The 14374-nt window shown below is 73.3% G+C and carries 12 protein-coding genes and 2 pseudogenes; 8 read left to right on the top strand and 6 right to left on the bottom strand.

Features of this window, described 5'->3' with window-relative positions:
• Positions 1-190 precede the first annotated feature (190 nt).
• Positions 191-2968 (bottom strand): DUF4153 domain-containing protein, encoded by a 2778-nt coding sequence (locus BJF86_RS06000; RefSeq protein ID WP_075817433.1) that lies wholly within the window; start codon positions 2966-2968, stop codon positions 191-193.
• Positions 2965-3657: a response regulator transcription factor gene (locus BJF86_RS05995; RefSeq protein ID WP_075817430.1), complete on the bottom strand. Its 693-nt coding sequence runs from the start codon at positions 3655-3657 to the stop codon at positions 2965-2967. Before BJF86_RS05995 ends, BJF86_RS06000 begins: the two co-directional genes overlap by 4 nt.
• Positions 3658-3747: 90 nt before the next feature.
• On the opposite strand from BJF86_RS05995, the gene BJF86_RS05990 reads away from it, so the two are divergent.
• The 3 genes from BJF86_RS05990 to BJF86_RS05980 all read left to right on the top strand — a co-directional run bounded on the left by BJF86_RS05990 (position 3748) and on the right by BJF86_RS05980 (position 6516).
• Entirely contained in the window at positions 3748-4545 is a 798-nt protein-coding gene (locus tag BJF86_RS05990; protein ID WP_075817428.1) for a PIG-L deacetylase family protein, read from the top strand.
• 37 nt (positions 4546-4582) lie between these two features.
• Positions 4583-5818: an acyl-CoA dehydrogenase family protein gene (locus BJF86_RS05985; protein ID WP_237768105.1), complete on the top strand. Its 1236-nt coding sequence runs from the start codon at positions 4583-4585 to the stop codon at positions 5816-5818.
• Positions 5819-5937: 119 nt separating this feature from the next.
• The gene (locus BJF86_RS05980) at positions 5938-6516 is read left to right on the top strand and encodes a LiaF domain-containing protein (RefSeq protein ID WP_075813283.1); all 579 of its coding nucleotides are present in this window, start codon (positions 5938-5940) and stop codon (positions 6514-6516) included.
• A 19-nt stretch (positions 6517-6535) separates the two neighbouring features.
• Here the strand turns inward: BJF86_RS05980 and BJF86_RS17385 are convergent, their stop codons facing one another.
• On the bottom strand, positions 6536-6838 hold the full coding sequence (locus BJF86_RS17385; protein ID WP_143553704.1) for a hypothetical protein: 303 nt from the start codon (positions 6836-6838) through the stop codon (positions 6536-6538).
• Positions 6839-7046: 208 nt separating this feature from the next.
• Positions 7047-8081, bottom strand: a complete 1035-nt coding sequence (locus tag BJF86_RS05975) for a saccharopine dehydrogenase (RefSeq protein WP_075817426.1) — start codon at positions 8079-8081, stop codon at positions 7047-7049.
• Between the two features lie 79 nt (positions 8082-8160).
• Between BJF86_RS05975 and BJF86_RS19315 the strand changes: the two are divergent.
• The 3 genes and pseudogenes from BJF86_RS19315 to BJF86_RS05965 all read left to right on the top strand — a co-directional run.
• Positions 8161-8646 (top strand): annotated as a pseudogene (locus BJF86_RS19315) (SLC13 family permease); the annotation flags it as partial.
• Positions 8647-8819: 173 nt separating this feature from the next.
• Positions 8820-9767 (top strand): SLC13 family permease, encoded by a 948-nt coding sequence (locus BJF86_RS19310; protein ID WP_269087260.1) that lies wholly within the window; start codon positions 8820-8822, stop codon positions 9765-9767.
• Positions 9768-9811: 44 nt separating this feature from the next.
• The gene (locus BJF86_RS05965; protein WP_083652757.1) at positions 9812-11065 is read left to right on the top strand and encodes an MFS transporter; all 1254 of its coding nucleotides are present in this window, start codon (positions 9812-9814) and stop codon (positions 11063-11065) included.
• Positions 11066-11163: 98 nt separating this feature from the next.
• Here the strand turns inward: BJF86_RS05965 and BJF86_RS05960 are convergent, their stop codons facing one another.
• Positions 11164-12315 (bottom strand): MalY/PatB family protein, encoded by a 1152-nt coding sequence (locus BJF86_RS05960; RefSeq protein WP_075817422.1) that lies wholly within the window; start codon positions 12313-12315, stop codon positions 11164-11166.
• 35 nt (positions 12316-12350) lie between these two features.
• On the opposite strand from BJF86_RS05960, the pseudogene BJF86_RS19305 reads away from it, so the two are divergent.
• Positions 12351-12695: pseudogene (locus BJF86_RS19305) on the top strand (hypothetical protein); the annotation flags it as partial.
• A gap of 77 nt (positions 12696-12772) precedes the next feature.
• The gene (locus BJF86_RS05950; protein WP_075817420.1) at positions 12773-13612 is read left to right on the top strand and encodes a glycoside hydrolase family 32 protein; all 840 of its coding nucleotides are present in this window, start codon (positions 12773-12775) and stop codon (positions 13610-13612) included.
• Here the strand turns inward: BJF86_RS05950 and BJF86_RS05945 are convergent.
• Positions 13602-14168: a hypothetical protein gene (locus BJF86_RS05945; protein ID WP_075817418.1), complete on the bottom strand. Its 567-nt coding sequence runs from the start codon at positions 14166-14168 to the stop codon at positions 13602-13604. The genes BJF86_RS05950 and BJF86_RS05945 overlap by 11 nt on opposite strands.
• Between the last annotated feature and the right edge of the window lie 206 nt (positions 14169-14374).

The following is a 14374-nucleotide window of genomic DNA, read 5'->3' as shown; positions in this document are numbered from 1 at the left end:
CCCTCAACCGCGCCGGAGCCGTTCCTTGACGATCGTCGACCGGGCCAGGGACATGATCATCAGCCGCGGCTCCAACGCGTCGCCGCCCATCGCCGACTCGTGGCGCCTTGGTGTTCTCGTGCCCAGATGCAGCCGGCCATAGGAACACGAAGGCGCCACGAGTGCGGGGCCTCACCGTCGTTCGGCCGCGTCAGCGGCCCGGGAGCTCCACGGGGCACGTGCCGAGAGCGTATGTCGGGTAGCCGGTCCCGTCGATGGTGGTTAGGCTCACCGCGCCGGCCGCCTCGGCCCTGGCCCGGCCGAGGTTCCAGCTCAGCGCGTCCTCGGTCAGCTCGTCGTCCGGGCGCCAGCCGACGGCGCAGTCGGCCAGCATCACGCCGTCGTCGTCAGCCACCGTCCGGCCGACGACCTGCTCGTCCCCCAGGCCCTCGCGGATCGTCGGCACCGCGTCGGCCCCGAGGGTCTGCAGGTAGGTCAGGTCGAGGCGACCGGATTCGGCATACCGGTCGATGTTGCGCTGCGCGACCCAGGCCTCGGGGTTCGCCAGACCGATGACGAGCAGGAACGCCGCCCCCGACACCAGCGCCGCCCGCGGCAGCCAGGCGCCGCGCAGCCGCCAGCCCGCCACCATGACCAGCACGACCAGCAGCCCGAGCCACAGCTCGAAGGCGTCGACGAGCACGCGCAGCACGGTGAAGCCGTAGGCCTCCTGATAGACGTGCATCCGGTAGAGCGCCGAGCCGACCACGACGAGCGTGAGGCCGCAGAGGACGCCGAGCACGCTGCGCAGCAGCACCCGGTCGCGCGCGGTCTCCCGCGAGGCCCGGCGGCCGACGATCGCGACCGTCACCAGCGTCAGCGCGGTCGCGAGCGTCAGCTGGCCGAAGCCCTGGTGGACGGACTCGGCATACGTCATGCCGGTGGTGCGCTGCACGAAGTCGTGCCCGCCGAACATCGCGGCACCCTGCGCGAGCAGGAAGACGACGAAGGTCGCGATCACCACGCCGACCGGCACGACCCACTCCCACGCGCGGGTGACCTGGCGCCCTGCCGGCAGCTCGACCAGGTCGACCCTCGGCGGGTTGAGCGCGAGGTAGCACGCCGCCAGCACGATCCCGCCGACGACGAACCACGTGAAGCTACGGAGCACGAGGGACTCGGCGATGTCGACCTCCGGGAGCAGGTCGCCCACCCAGGCCCCGACCACCGCGTCGCCGGAGGCGAAGAGCCCGCCGAAGACCACGAGCGCGACGAGCGAGATCGCGGCCGTGCGCACGACCGGCCAGAGCAGGGTGTGCCGGGACGTCGCCGTGATCGTGCGGCCCAGGAGCGGCAGCCCGCGCAGCCCGCTGAGCACCCACGCCGCGGCGCTGGCGACCATCGCGGGCATGCCGCGGGCGCCGGTCAGCGCGGTCGTGACCAGCAGCGCCGCGGTGAGCAGCGCCAGGACCGCGAGCCACTCGGCGGCCCGGAGCACGAGCAGGCTGGCGAGGCCGACGCAGAGCGCGGCAGAGGCGAGGGTCCACGGGTCGCGCCGCCGCGGCGAGAGCCGCAGGACGAGGGCGCCCGCGGCGAGCAGGACGAGGGCATACGCGATCCCGATGCCGCGGTAGGGCAGGAGCACGGCGGCGAGCGCCCCGATCCCCACCGAGGCCCACAGCGCGACGGGCGCGGTCCGCAGGGGTGTCGGCTCCGGCCAGAGCCGGCCGAAGAGGGTGTCGAAGACCGACGGGGTCGGCACCGGGATGGGGGTGCCCGAGACTGGTGACGCGGGCACGTCGGCAGGCCGGTCAGCGGCGTCGTCGGCGGTGCGCTGCGCCGGGAGCGGCGGGCTGTCATGGGTGGCCATCGGGCTCTCCTCGCGGTCGTCGGTCGTCTGAGCTGTGGTTCTGGACATCGCTTCCTGGGGAGGGGGTCCCACGTCCCGCTGTCCACGTCGGTATGCCGGGGGCGTGAGCGGCAGCTCGACCCGCACGACGGCTCCGGTCGCCCTCTGGCGCGGCTCCGCCTCGAGCGCCCGGACCGTGCCGCCGTGCAGCTCGCACACCCAGCGGACGATGGAGAGCCCGAGGCCGGTGCCGCCGCCGGCGTCGTCGCCGACGCCGAACCGGGCGAACATCTCCTCGCTACGGCCGGGCGGGAAGCCCGGCCCCTCGTCGTGGACCTCGAGCGACCAGCCGGTGCCGGTGACGTCGGCCACCACGCGGACCGTCCCGCCTGCGGGGCTGTGCCGGACGGCGTTGTCGAGCAGGTTGGTGACCACCTGGGCCAGCCGGGCCCGGTCGGCCCGGACCTCCAGGTCCTCGGGGACGTCGACCTCGACGGACACCGCGTGGCCGCGCGCGGCGACCGTGGCCCTTGCCTCGTCGGCGCAGCGCGCCAGGAGGTCGGCGACCTGCACCGGCTCGACGTCCAGCGTCGCGACGCCGGCATCCACCCGGCTGAGGTCGAGCAGGTCCTGCACCAGCGCGCTCAGCCGCTCCGACTGGTCCAGCGCGGTCTGCAGCGCCCGGTCGTCCGGGGTGACGACGCCGTCGACGAGGTTCTCCAGCAGCGCCCGCTGCGCCGCCAGCGGCGTCCGCAGCTCGTGCGAGACCGTGGCGAGCAGCTCGCGCCGCTGCCGGTCGGCGCCGTCCAGCTCGGCCGACATCGTGTTGAAGGCGGTGCCGAGCTGGCCCACCTCGTCGCTGGCGCTCGCGGTGACCCGGGTCGAGTAGTCCCCACCGGCCATCCGCCCGGCGGCCACGGTCATCTGCCGCAGCGGCGAGGTCATGCCCCGGGCCAGCCACTGGGTGACGAAGAGCGCTGCCGCGACGGACACCGGGATCGTCAGCCAGGCCGAGACCCCCGCGCGGTCACCGACCTCGGAGACGACGACGGCGGCCAGGATGCTCAGCGTGACGAGCACGCCGATCTTGACCGTGATCGAGCCGACGCCGTCGAGCGGGCGCTCGGGTGCCCGGCTCACCGGCCGCTCTCCAGGGCATACCCCACGCCGTGCACGGTGCGGACCCGGGCGCTGCCGATCTTGGCGCGCAGGGCCTTGACGTGGCTGTCGAGGGTGCGGGTGCCGTGCGCGTCCGACCAGCCCCACACCTGCGTCATCAGGTCCTCCCGGCCGCGCACGCTGCCCGGCCGCTCCGCGAGCGCACCGAGCAGGTCGAACTCCAGCGGCGTCAGGTGGATCTGCTCGCCGGCCACCCGCACCCGGCGCGCGGAGGCGTCGATCTCCAGGTCGCCGACGGTCTGCACCGGCAGGCGGGTGTCGGCGAGCTCGGTGGCCCGCTCGACGCGCCGGAGCAGCGCCTGCACCCGGGCGACGACCTCCCGCATCCGGAACGGCTTGGTGACGTAGTCGTCGGCGCCGGCGGCGAGGCCGACGAGGATGTCGGTCTCGTCGGTCTTCGCGGTGAGCATGAGGACCGGGACCGGGCGCTCGGTCTGCAGCCGACGGCAGACCTCCAGGCCGTCCAGGCCGGGCAGCATGAGGTCCAGCACGACCACGTCCGGGGTGTGCCGGGCCGCCTCGGTCAGGGCGGTCGGCCCGTCGACCGCCCGCGCGACCGCGAAACCCTCGGCGGTGAAGCGGTCGGCCAGCGCCTGGTTGATCGTGAGGTCGTCCTCGACCACCAGCACGGTGCGCGTCGTCTCGGTCATGGGTTCGAGCCTAGGTCTGCGCTGGTGGAGAGGGTGCTGGGCAGATGTGGAGGTTGTGTGAATGTCGCTGCCTGGCCCTAGGTTGGCGCCGTGAGCACCATCGTCTTCCTGCACGCCCACCCCGACGACGAGGCGAGCCAGACCTCGGCCACGATGCGGCTGGCCGCCGACGCCGGGCACCGGGTGGTGTGCGTCTACGCCACCAACGGCGACCACGGCACCGTTCCCGCGGACCTGCGGGAGGGGGAGACGGTGGTGGACCGGCGTCGCGCCGAGGCCCAGGCGTCGGCCGTCGCGCTCGGCACCGCGCGGGTCGTGTGGCTCGGCTACGCCGACTCCGGCATGACCGGGTGGGAGCAGAACAGCCACGAGCAGTCCTTCCACGCCTGCAGCACCGACGAGGCCGCGGCGCGGCTGGCGCGGGTCCTGGACGAGGAGGACGCCGACGTGGTCGTCGGCTACGACTGGCACGGTGGCTACGGCCACCCCGACCACGTCAAGGTCCACGCCGTCGTGCACCGGGTGGCGGAGCTGGCGGCGCGGCGCCCACGGCTGCTCGAGGCGACGATGAACCGCGACCACCTGCGGCGCATGTTCGAGGCGGCCACGGCGGCCGGGATGGCGCCCGAGGACGCGGACTGGGATCCGGACGCCCCCGCCGACGACGGCAACCCGGTCGGCACCCCCGAGGCGGAGATCCACTGGCACGTCGACGCCCGGCCGGTGCTCGCGGCCAAGCGGGCGGCGCTGTCCGCGCACGCCAGCCAGGAGGACGTCGGCTGGATGCTGGGTATGCCGGACGAGCAGTTCGCCGCGGCCTTCGGGGACGAGTGGTTCATCGAGCCCGGGCGGGAGCCGGGGATGACTGACGGTCACCCGGTGGGCTGAGGGCGCGACCGGGGGAGGCGGCGCCTACCCTCGAAGGATGAGCGACGAGCCGCAGCCGATGCCCGAGTCCGACCGCGCGGTGCCGGACGGCGCCGACCTCGGTCGGTCCCTGGGCACGGACTTCATGCACCTGGACGACCTGCTCACCGACGCCGAGCGCGAGCTGCGGGACGGCGTGCGCGCCTGGTGCGACGACGAGGTCGTCCCGGCCGCGCAGGAGTGGTGGGAGGCGGCGCGATACCCCGTCGAGATGGTGCCGGGGTATGCCGCGACCCGGGTCGCCGGTGCCTCGATCGAGGGCTACGGCTGCGCCGGGGTCTCCACCCTCGCCGACGGCATGATGTGCGCCGAGCTGGCCCGGGGGGACGGCTCGATCGCGACCTTCAACGCGGTCCACTCGGGGTTGGCGATGACCTCGGTGCACCTGCTGGGCAGCGAGGAGCAACGGGAGCGATGGCTGCCGGGGATGGCCCGGGTGGAGACGGTCGGCGCGGTGGCGCTCACCGAGCCCACGCACGGTTCCGACGTGGTGAGCATGGAGACCCGCGCCCACCGCGACGGCGACCACTGGGTGCTCGACGGCGCGAAGCGGTGGATCGGCAACGGGTCGGTGGCCGACCTCGTCGTGGTCTGGGCGCGCGACGACGACGGCGACGTGGGTGGCTTCGTCGTCGAGTCCCCGCAGCAGCTCAACGGCTGGGACGCCCAGGTCATCCGGGGCAAGATCAGCAACCGCGGCGTGTGGCAGGCGCACATCCGCCTCGACGGGGTGAGGATCCCGGCCGACAACCGGCTCGCGCAGGCGCGCACCTTCGCCGACACCAACCGGGTGCTGGCCCGCTCGCGGCAGGCGGTGGCCTGGGAGGCCATCGGCCACGCGGTCGCGGCCTACGAGGGCGCGCTGACCTATGCCCTGCGCCGCGAGCAGTTCGGCCGCCCGCTCGCCAAGAACCAGCTCATCCAGGACGACCTCGCCCGCATGGTCACGCTCATCACCACGATGCAGCTCACCTGCACGCGGATGAGCCAGCTCGAGGACGAGGGACGCTGCACGATCGAGCACGCGGCGATGGCCAAGCTGCACACGACCACGGCGGCGCGGGAGGTCGTCGGCATCGCCCGCGACATGCTCGGGGGCAACGGGATTCTGCTGGACCACCACGTCGCCCGGCACTTCGCCGACCTCGAGGCGACCTACACCTACGAGGGGAGCCGCACCGTGCAGTCGCTGCTCGTGGGCCGCTCGGTGACCGGCACCAGCGCCTTCCGCTGAGCCGCCCCCGACCCCATGCGGACCGGGCGTCGTGAGTGGTTGGCTCCGGTCCGACCGAGCGTCGGATCTGGTGACGGCTGTCATGTCCGGCGGTCACGCGGCCTGGCTAGGGTGACGGTATGCCCGATCCCGCCGCGCCCGACCCCTCCGCCCAGGGACCCTCGGACGTGCCGCCCGACTGGCGGCCCGACATACCGGTCCCGGGGCAGCGCCCCGCACCTCGCGAGGAGCTGCCGGCGCAGTGGCGCGGCAACCACCCCGCCGCCGCTGCGGACCGGGACGCGCCGGTGCCCATGCGGGCGCCGACCCAGACCCTGGGGACCCTCATGGGCGACGTCGTGCGGACCGGCGCGTGGGACGCGGCGGAGCGGACGACGACGATGCTGCTGGTCGGCGATGTCAAGCTCGACCTGCGCGAGGTGGTCCGGCCCGGCGAGACGCTGGAGATCTCCTCCTTCACCGGGATGGGCGACATCCGGATCGCGGTGCCCCCCGGCACCCGGGTCGAGCTGTCGGGCTTCAACCTTCTCGGCGACCTGCGGCACGACGTCGACCCCCAGGCCCAGTCCTCGGCCGACACGGGTGCCTGCGTCCGCATCAACGCCACGAGCCTGCTCGGTGACGTCTCGGTGCGCACGATGCCGCCCGACGACGGCACCAAACCGCCCCGCGGCTGGCGCTGGACCCGGAAGCGCTGAGCGCCGGTGGGTCGGGTCTCTACCAGAGCGGCAACATGCCCCAGCGGCCGAATACCAGGATCGGCACCAGGAAGACGACGACGAGTAGGCCGAAGAGGACGAGCAGCCGTGGGCGAAGGGCCGAGCCGGTCACGGTCTGCACCGAGACGATGAGGAGACCGATCACGCCCAGCGCCACCCCGAGCGCAGGGGCCAGCGCACCGGCGAGGAGGGCGGCTACCGCGAGCGCGGCAAGGCTACCCGTAGAGGTGGCAGGTTCCGCTGCCGTCGTACGTTGCATTTGCGTTCCCCCTTGCCCGAATGCAGAGGTGCCTGCGCTCATCGACGGGACCTCTAGCGACGAACTGTCTCTGATGCAAGGCTCTAGCGATGTTGTTGGACAGGACATGGTGGTTGTTGAGCGTCACGCCTGCATCACACGTGAGGTGAGCATCTTGCCACTGTCCGCTCATCCACGGTGAGTAGACTCGTGGTCCCCTTCCGGACGCCCTCGCGCTCATATCACTGAACACAGGCCCACGATGTTCGAGTCAGCCCAGGGGCACGTGCCGGCGGAACCACTCCAGGCTCGCCGCCCACGGGCCACGCCGCTCGGCGAGATCCTCCAGCAACGGCGTCAACTCGGCGGAGAAGCTGATCGAGGACTCCAGCGGCAGCAGCGACGGGAGGTTGTCGATGGCGATGACGTCGAGCGGGGCGTCGGCGGTGCCGACCTGACGCACCGGCTCGGCCCACGTGGTGACCGCGGTGTTGACGGGGAGCAGGTTGTTGTCGGAGGTGACGTCGCAGGTCACGTCACCGATCGTGCGCAGGCGACGGGTGGCCGCCACGTCCTCGCCGCCGACGAAGGGCTCGCGCGGGGTGCTGCTCACGACGCAGTTCACGAGGATGTCGTGGTCCAGCAGCGCTGCCTTGTCCAGCTCGACGGTGTCGGCCCGGTCCCAGCGGGTGACCGCGCAGCCGGCCAGCTCCAGCGACTCGACCGCGCCGCGGCCGGAACGCCCGCGGGAGCCGATGACCAGGGCGCGCTCCGGCTCGTGACCGGCCGCGCTCTCGCGCAGCTGGCCGTCCAGCTCCTCGCGGCCCATCGGTGCGACCCCGCCGGTCAGCAGGCCGCGGTGCCGGAGCACGGCGAGCGCGGCACCGACATACCCCGCCCAGAAACCGAACGCGACGACCCGCTTGCCATCGAGCGTGAGGTACTCCACGTCCAGCAGCTCGCCACCACCGCGGCGGAATCGCTCGAGCGTGACGTCCGCGCCCTCCTGCCCCTTGTAGGCGTGGGCGAAGAAGACGTGCGTGTGCGCCAGGTCGGGCGGGTCCTGCGGCAGCTCCTTGATCCCGACGACGACGGCGCCCTCGGGGGCGTCGGTCCACGAGCCGTAGGGCGCGACCGAGCACCCGGCCGCGACGTAGTCCTCGAGGTCGACGACGCGGCTCGGTGACTCCTCGACGGTGACGACATAGCCGTCGGCGACGAGGCGCTGCGCGTCGGCGGGGACGATCGGCACGCGCTGCTCGCCGGGGCGGGCCTCGGCGCGGATCCACAGGTGCGGTCGGGTCATGGAGCCAGGGTATGCGCCCGCGCAGGTTGTCCTTGCGTTAGGTTGACCCGATCACACACCGGAGTGGAGGGGTTGCGACATGAGCGGCGAGGTCGTGCGCGAGCAGGGCGAGTTCGACGACGAGCCCAGCGACCGGGAGCCACCACGCGCCGCCGGTCGCACTTGGGCCTTCCGGCTGGGTGGGCTGGCGCTGGCCGTCGTGGTCTACCTCCTCCTGGGTGGCGCCGAGATGTCCGGCGACGCCCGCTTCGTCGCTGCCATCGCGGTGCTCATGGCCGTCTGGTGGATGACCGAGGCGATCCCCCTCGCGGCGACCTCGCTGCTGCCGATCGTGCTCATCCCGCCGCTCACCGGATTGGGCGTCTCCGACGCGACGGCGCCCTACGCCAACTCGATCGTCTTCCTCTTCCTCGGCGGCTTCCTCATCGCCATCGCCATGCAGAAGTGGAACCTGCACCGCCGGATCGCGCTGCTCACGCTGCGCCGCGTCGGCACCCACCCGCGCCGGATCATCCTCGGGATGATGATCTCGACGGCCTTCCTGTCGATGTGGGTCTCCAACACGGCCACCACGCTGATGATGCTGCCCATCGCGATCTCGGTGCTGGCGCTCGTCGTGGAGAACAGCCAGCGTGGCGTGGCCGCCGCCGACGGCGACGTGGCCGAGGAGGTCTCCAGCGGGCGGGCGGTGAGCGACGTCGTCGACGACCCGGACGTCCGCATCTTCGGCGTCGCCTGGTGCTGTCCATCGCGTGGGCCGCCTCGATCGGCGGGCTCGGCACGCTGCTCGGCAGCCCGCCCAACGCCATCGTCGCCGGATATCTCGCCGACGAGGTCGGCCAGGACGTGGGCTTCCTCGCCTGGATGGTGCTGGGCGTGCCGATCGTCGTCGTCTTCATCGGGATCGCCTGGCTGCTCATCACGCGGCTGATGTTCCGCTTCACGCTCGAGGAGATCCCCGGCGGCCGCCAGCTCATCGACACCGAGGTCGATGAGCTGGGCCCGACGAGCCAGGGGGAAAAGGTCGTGCTCGCGGTCTTCTGCGGCGCCGCCTTCCTGTGGATCGTCCCGGGCCTGCTGTCCAACATCCCCGCCCTCGGCGAGGCGCTGCCCTGGCTCGGGGAGCTGGACGACACCGCCATCGCCATCGGCGCGGGCATCGTGCTCTTCCTCATCCCCGGCGACCGCGAGGGCCGGATGACGCTGGAGTGGGACGACGCGGAGGAGGGCCTGCCCTGGGGCGTGCTGCTGCTCTTCGGTGGTGGCCTCAGCCTGGCCGCCGCGGTCGCCGGCACCGGCCTGGACGAGTGGTTCGGCCAGCAGGTCACCGGGCTGGGCTCGCTGCCGATCGTGCTGCTGCTCGCCGCTGTCGTGACGATCGTGCTCTTCCTCACCGAGGTCACGAGCAACACCGCGACCGCGGCGACCTTCATCCCGGTCCTGGGCGGTGTCGCCGTCGGCATCGGTGTCGACCCGATGACGCTGCTCATCCCGGCCGCCCTGGCGGCGACCTGCGCCTTCATGCTGCCGGTCGGCACCCCGCCCAACGCGATCGTCTTCGGCACCGGGGCGGTGAAGATTCAGGAGATGGCCCGTGGTGGAATCGTCCTGAACGTCGTCGGGGTGGTGCTCATCACCCTCTTCACCGTCCTCATCGGTCCCTTCGCCCTGGGGCTCGTGCTGTAACGGCCGGCGGCAGGTCCGATCACGGGAGGAGGACGCGGCACCGCATGTCCCCTGCCCCCCGCCGTGGCCGGTCCGCCCTGGTGATGGCGGTCGCCTCCGCCGTCACCACGCTGGGCGCCCTGCCGCCGTTCCTGCTGGGGGCTCAGGCGGTGGCGATCCGCGACGACCTCGGCTTCGGGCTCGGAGCCTTCGGTGTCGCGGTCAGCCTGTTCTTCGCCACGGCGGCGGTGGCCACGCTGTCCACCTCGACGTTGGTCGACCGGATGAGCCGCGGCCTGCTGCTGCTCCTGGCCGGAGGTGTCGTGACCGCCGGTGGCCTCGCCATGAGCCTGCTCGTCTCCGGGTGGTGGTCGCTCATGGCGGTCATGGTGGTGCTCGGCCTCGGCAACGCCGCCTGCCAGGCCACCGCGAACTCGTTGATGGCGCGCACCCTCCCGCCCGGTCGGCGCGGGCTCGGCTTCGGCGTCAAGCAGTCCGCCGTGCCGCTGGCGATCATGCTGGGCGGGCTCGCGGTCCCGACGACCGGGGCGCTGTGGGGGTGGCGCTCGACCTTCGTCGTGACCTGCTGCCTCGGGGTCGTCGTCATGCTCGGGGCGGTCGGGCTGCTGCTGCGTGGCCGGCGTCGCGGACCGCGAAGACCCGCTGCGTCCGCTGCCGACCTGCTCGAGTCCCCGCCGACCCTGCCGCTCGTGCTCGCCGCCCTGGCGATCACGCTGGCCAGCGCGGCCGCCAACTACGTGGGCGCCTTCGCGGCCTCCTGGGGCTTCGAGGTCGGGCTGACACCCTCCCAGACCGGTGTGCTCATGGCGGTCGGCTCGGGTGGCTCGATCGCGATCCGGGTCTTCTCCGGGTGGCGCGCCGACCACCGGCACGGGGCGAACCTGCCTGTCGTCGCCACCCAGATGTGGGTCGGCGCTCTCGGGTGCCTGGGCCTGATGATCGACGCGCCCTGGGCGGTGTGGGTCTTCGGGCTGCTCGCCTTCAGCATCGGGTGGTCCTGGCCCGGTCTGCTGCTGTATGCCGTCGCCCGGCTCGGGCGCGACAACCCGGCCCAGGCGTCGGCTGCGATCCAGGCGGGCGCCTTCGCGGGCGGGGCGCTGGGCCCGGCGGTCCTCGGCGGGCTCTCGGGAGCCGCCGGCTTCCCCGTGACCTGGGCTGTGGCCGCGGGCTGCTTCGCGCTCGCCGGCGCCCTCATCCTGCTCTCCCGCCGGCTCTTCACCGCCGACCTGCTGGCCCGGCCTCCCCGCGAGCCCCTCACCTACGGACGCTCCAAGGTCACGCCGCCGCGCGAGCCGTGAGCCAGGAGGTCGCGCGTTCCGGCGACACGCCGACCGCGACCGGCTCAGCCGCACACGTGAACGCCTGAGCCGCTCTCCTCCGGCGTGTCGTCAGCACGTCACTGCAGGGCCTCCGCCATCCGGCGGACCGCCTCGCCCATGAGCTCGGCGCTCGTGCCGATGTTGAGCCGGGCGAAGCCCTCGCCGGTGGCCCCGAACGCCGGCCCCGGCGACAGCAGCACCCGGCCCCGCTCCAGGAAGGCCTGCGACGGGTCGTCGCCGAGGCCGAGGTCCCGGCAGTCCAGCCAGGCGAGGTAGGACGCGTGCCCCGGGTGGAAGCGCACCTGCGGCAGGTGCTCCTGGAGCAGCGCGGGCAGCTCCTGGGTGCGCGCCTGCAGCTCGGCCACCGTGCCGGCGAGCCACTCGCGGCCCTCGGTGTAGGCGGCGATCGCGGCATACTGCCCGAGGATGCTCGGCGCCCAGTCGGTCTCCGCCTGCGCCTGCGGCCAGCGTCCCTCCACCGCCGTGAGGCCCAGGGCGAGCTTGAGGCCCGCGGTATTCCACGCCTTGGAGGGCGAGTGCAGGGCGATGCCGACCTCGCGGGCCGCCTCGCTCACGGTGAGGAAGGGCACGAAGGGCCGCGGGCTGCCGGGGTGCACGAGCGGGGCGTGGATCTCGTCCGAGATCACCACGGCGTCGTGCTCGGCGGCCATCTCGGCCAGCGCGGCCAGCTCCTCGCGCGAGTAGACGTAGCCGAGCGGGTTGTGCGGGGTGCACAGCAGGACCACCTTCGCCCCGTCGGCGAGCGCCGCGCGCATGCCGTCCAGGTCGAGGCGGCCGCCGGAGGCGACGTCGAGCATCGGCACCTCGAGCGGCTCCAGGCGCAGGTCGCGCAGCCAGGGGTAGAAGGAGAGGTAGACCGGGGGGTTGAGGACGACCCGGTCGCCGGGTGAGGTGAGCGCGCGCAGCGTCTCCTTGGCCCCCTGGCCGACGTCGGCGAAGAGCCTGGTGCGGCCCGGCGTGCTCTGCGGGTCCCAGCCCCAGGTGTCGCGGGCGAAGCCGGCAAAGGCGTCGATCACGGCAGAGGGCTCACCGGCATACCCGAAGTCGGAGCGCTCGATCGCCGTCTGCAGCGCCTGCGCGATGGCGGGGGCGGTGCTGACGTCCATCTCCGCCGTCCAGGCGGGGAGCACGTCGTCCGGGACCCGGCTCCACTTGGCGCTGCGGTGGGTGCGCATCTGCTCCAGGGACAGGTCGAAGGGTGAGTTCATCCGCCCAGCCTGCCCTACCCGTCACAATCATCGGTATGCCCCCCGCGACCCCCGGCCACGCAGTTCACTCCACGCCTGGCTCCACACCGCTCGTACCCGAAGCTGGGCCGGGTGCGACGACGACCTTCCACCTGCGCCCGGCGCAGGGCTGGCTCAACGACCCCAACGGCATGGTCCGGCACGAGGGGCGCTGGCACGCCTTCTTCCAGCACAACCCGGACGCGCCCCGGCACGACGCCATCGCGTGGGGCCACTGCAGCAGCGCCGACCTCGTGACCTGGCGAGAGCACCCGGTCGCCTTCACCCCCACGCCGGGAGGTCCGGACAGCTCCGGCTGCTGGTCCGGGGTCTTCGTGCCCGGGTTGTCGCGCCCGGCCGTCGTCTACTCCGGGCTGGCCGGGCCGGGCTTGACCAGCACGGTCTGCCTGCGCTGGGGGTCCGGTGCCGACCTCGACGAGTGGTCGCCACCCGTGTGGTCGCCCGCCAGCCGGAGGCCGACGGGGTCGCGGTCATGCGCGACCCCTTCGTGCTCACGCACGAGGGTCATCGGTTCGCCCTCGTGGGCGCCGGCCTCGACGACGGGACGCCCGCGGTGCTGCTCTACTCCTGCGACGACATCGAGGCGTGGGACTACCTCGGCGTCTGGCTGCGCGGCGCGGACCTGCCGTCGCCGGGAGCCGGCCCGGCCGACGTGTGGGAGTGCCCGCAGCTCGCGGTCGAGGGTGAGCGTGCCGCCCTCCTGCTCTCGCTGCACGACGACGGCGTGCTCGGCGACGTGGTCGCCTGCGCGGGCCGGCTCGTCGACGACGGCGGGCGTCCACGGCTCGAGGTCGAGGACGTGGGGGTGCTGGACCGCGGTGACGCGTTCTACGCACCGCAGATCGCGGACGACGGCGGCGAGGGGTGGTGGCTCATGGGATGGGTCCGCGAGGACGGCCAGCAGCCCGGCGGCAAGGACCAGGCGGGCTGCCTGACGCTGCCGCGACGGCTCACGGTCGACCCGTCGGGGGTCCGGCTCGAGCTGGACCCCGCGGTCGGCGAGACGCTGCCCCTCGGCCCGGCCCGTGCCGCGGAGGGCGAGCTCCCGCCCGCGGCGGTGGTCGAGGTCGGGCCCGCCGGTGCGGAGCTCGTGCACCCCGCGATCGGCACCCGGCCCATGCCCGAGGGGACCAGGGCCGTCGTCGACGGGGACGTGCTGGAGGTCTACCGGCCGGACGGCCTCCCGGCGACCTTCCGGCACCCGGTCGCGTGGCAGGTGCGGGGCGACGCCGAGCTGCGGCCGGTGCTCAGGCCGTGAAGGCCCAGCGGTCGAGGACGCGCTGCAGCTCGTCGACGTGCCACCGGGGGACGTAGGCGACGGTGATGCGCTGGCCGTGCCGGACGAAGGCACTGGCCTGGCCGGGCAGGCACACCGCGTCGAAGATCCACGGCAGGACGGCCATGTCGGCGTAGTCGTGGTCCAGGCGCGGGTGCAGCTCGCGGGTGATCTGGCCGACCCGGAAGCGGACGACCCAGCGGTTGCGCTCGCGGTCCACGCCGCCGTGCACCTCCCCGAGCTCGCCCGTCGACCCGGCGGCGGCCAGCTTGCGCACCAGGTCGGGGTAGGAGTCCGGGCCGACGACGTGCTCGAGGTCGACGGTGGTGACGTGCGGGTGGTGGGTCAGCTCCCCGTCGGCGTCGCGGGCCAGGCAGTGCAGGAGCGCGAGGTAGGGATGCCGGCGGATGGCCTGCGCGACCTCACGGTCGGCGAGCAGGTCGGCCTCGGTGACGCCGTCCTGGGCGCTGAGGCCCAGGCGTTCGAGGGTCGCCAGCTGCTCGCGCGCGGAGGGGCGAATGGCCGGGGTGACGAGCAACGGCTGGTCAGAGCTGCCGTCGCTGTGGCGGGCGAGACCTCGTCCAGTCTCATGGTCCAAGACTGCCACCGCCCACGGGACGGCACAACGCCTCGCGCCGCGTCCGGATGTCCTTGGTGTCGTACCTTCCGGCGTAGTGCGCCTGTGCTTCCGTGACAACCGCGCGGACGAACTCGGCGACGTCCTCCCATTCCGATGGCGGCATC

The organism is Serinicoccus sp. CNJ-927 (assembly GCF_001942435.1).
GTDB lineage: Bacteria > Actinomycetota > Actinomycetes > Actinomycetales > Dermatophilaceae > Ornithinicoccus > Ornithinicoccus marinus.
This window is presented reverse-complemented; position numbering and strand designations above follow the sequence as displayed.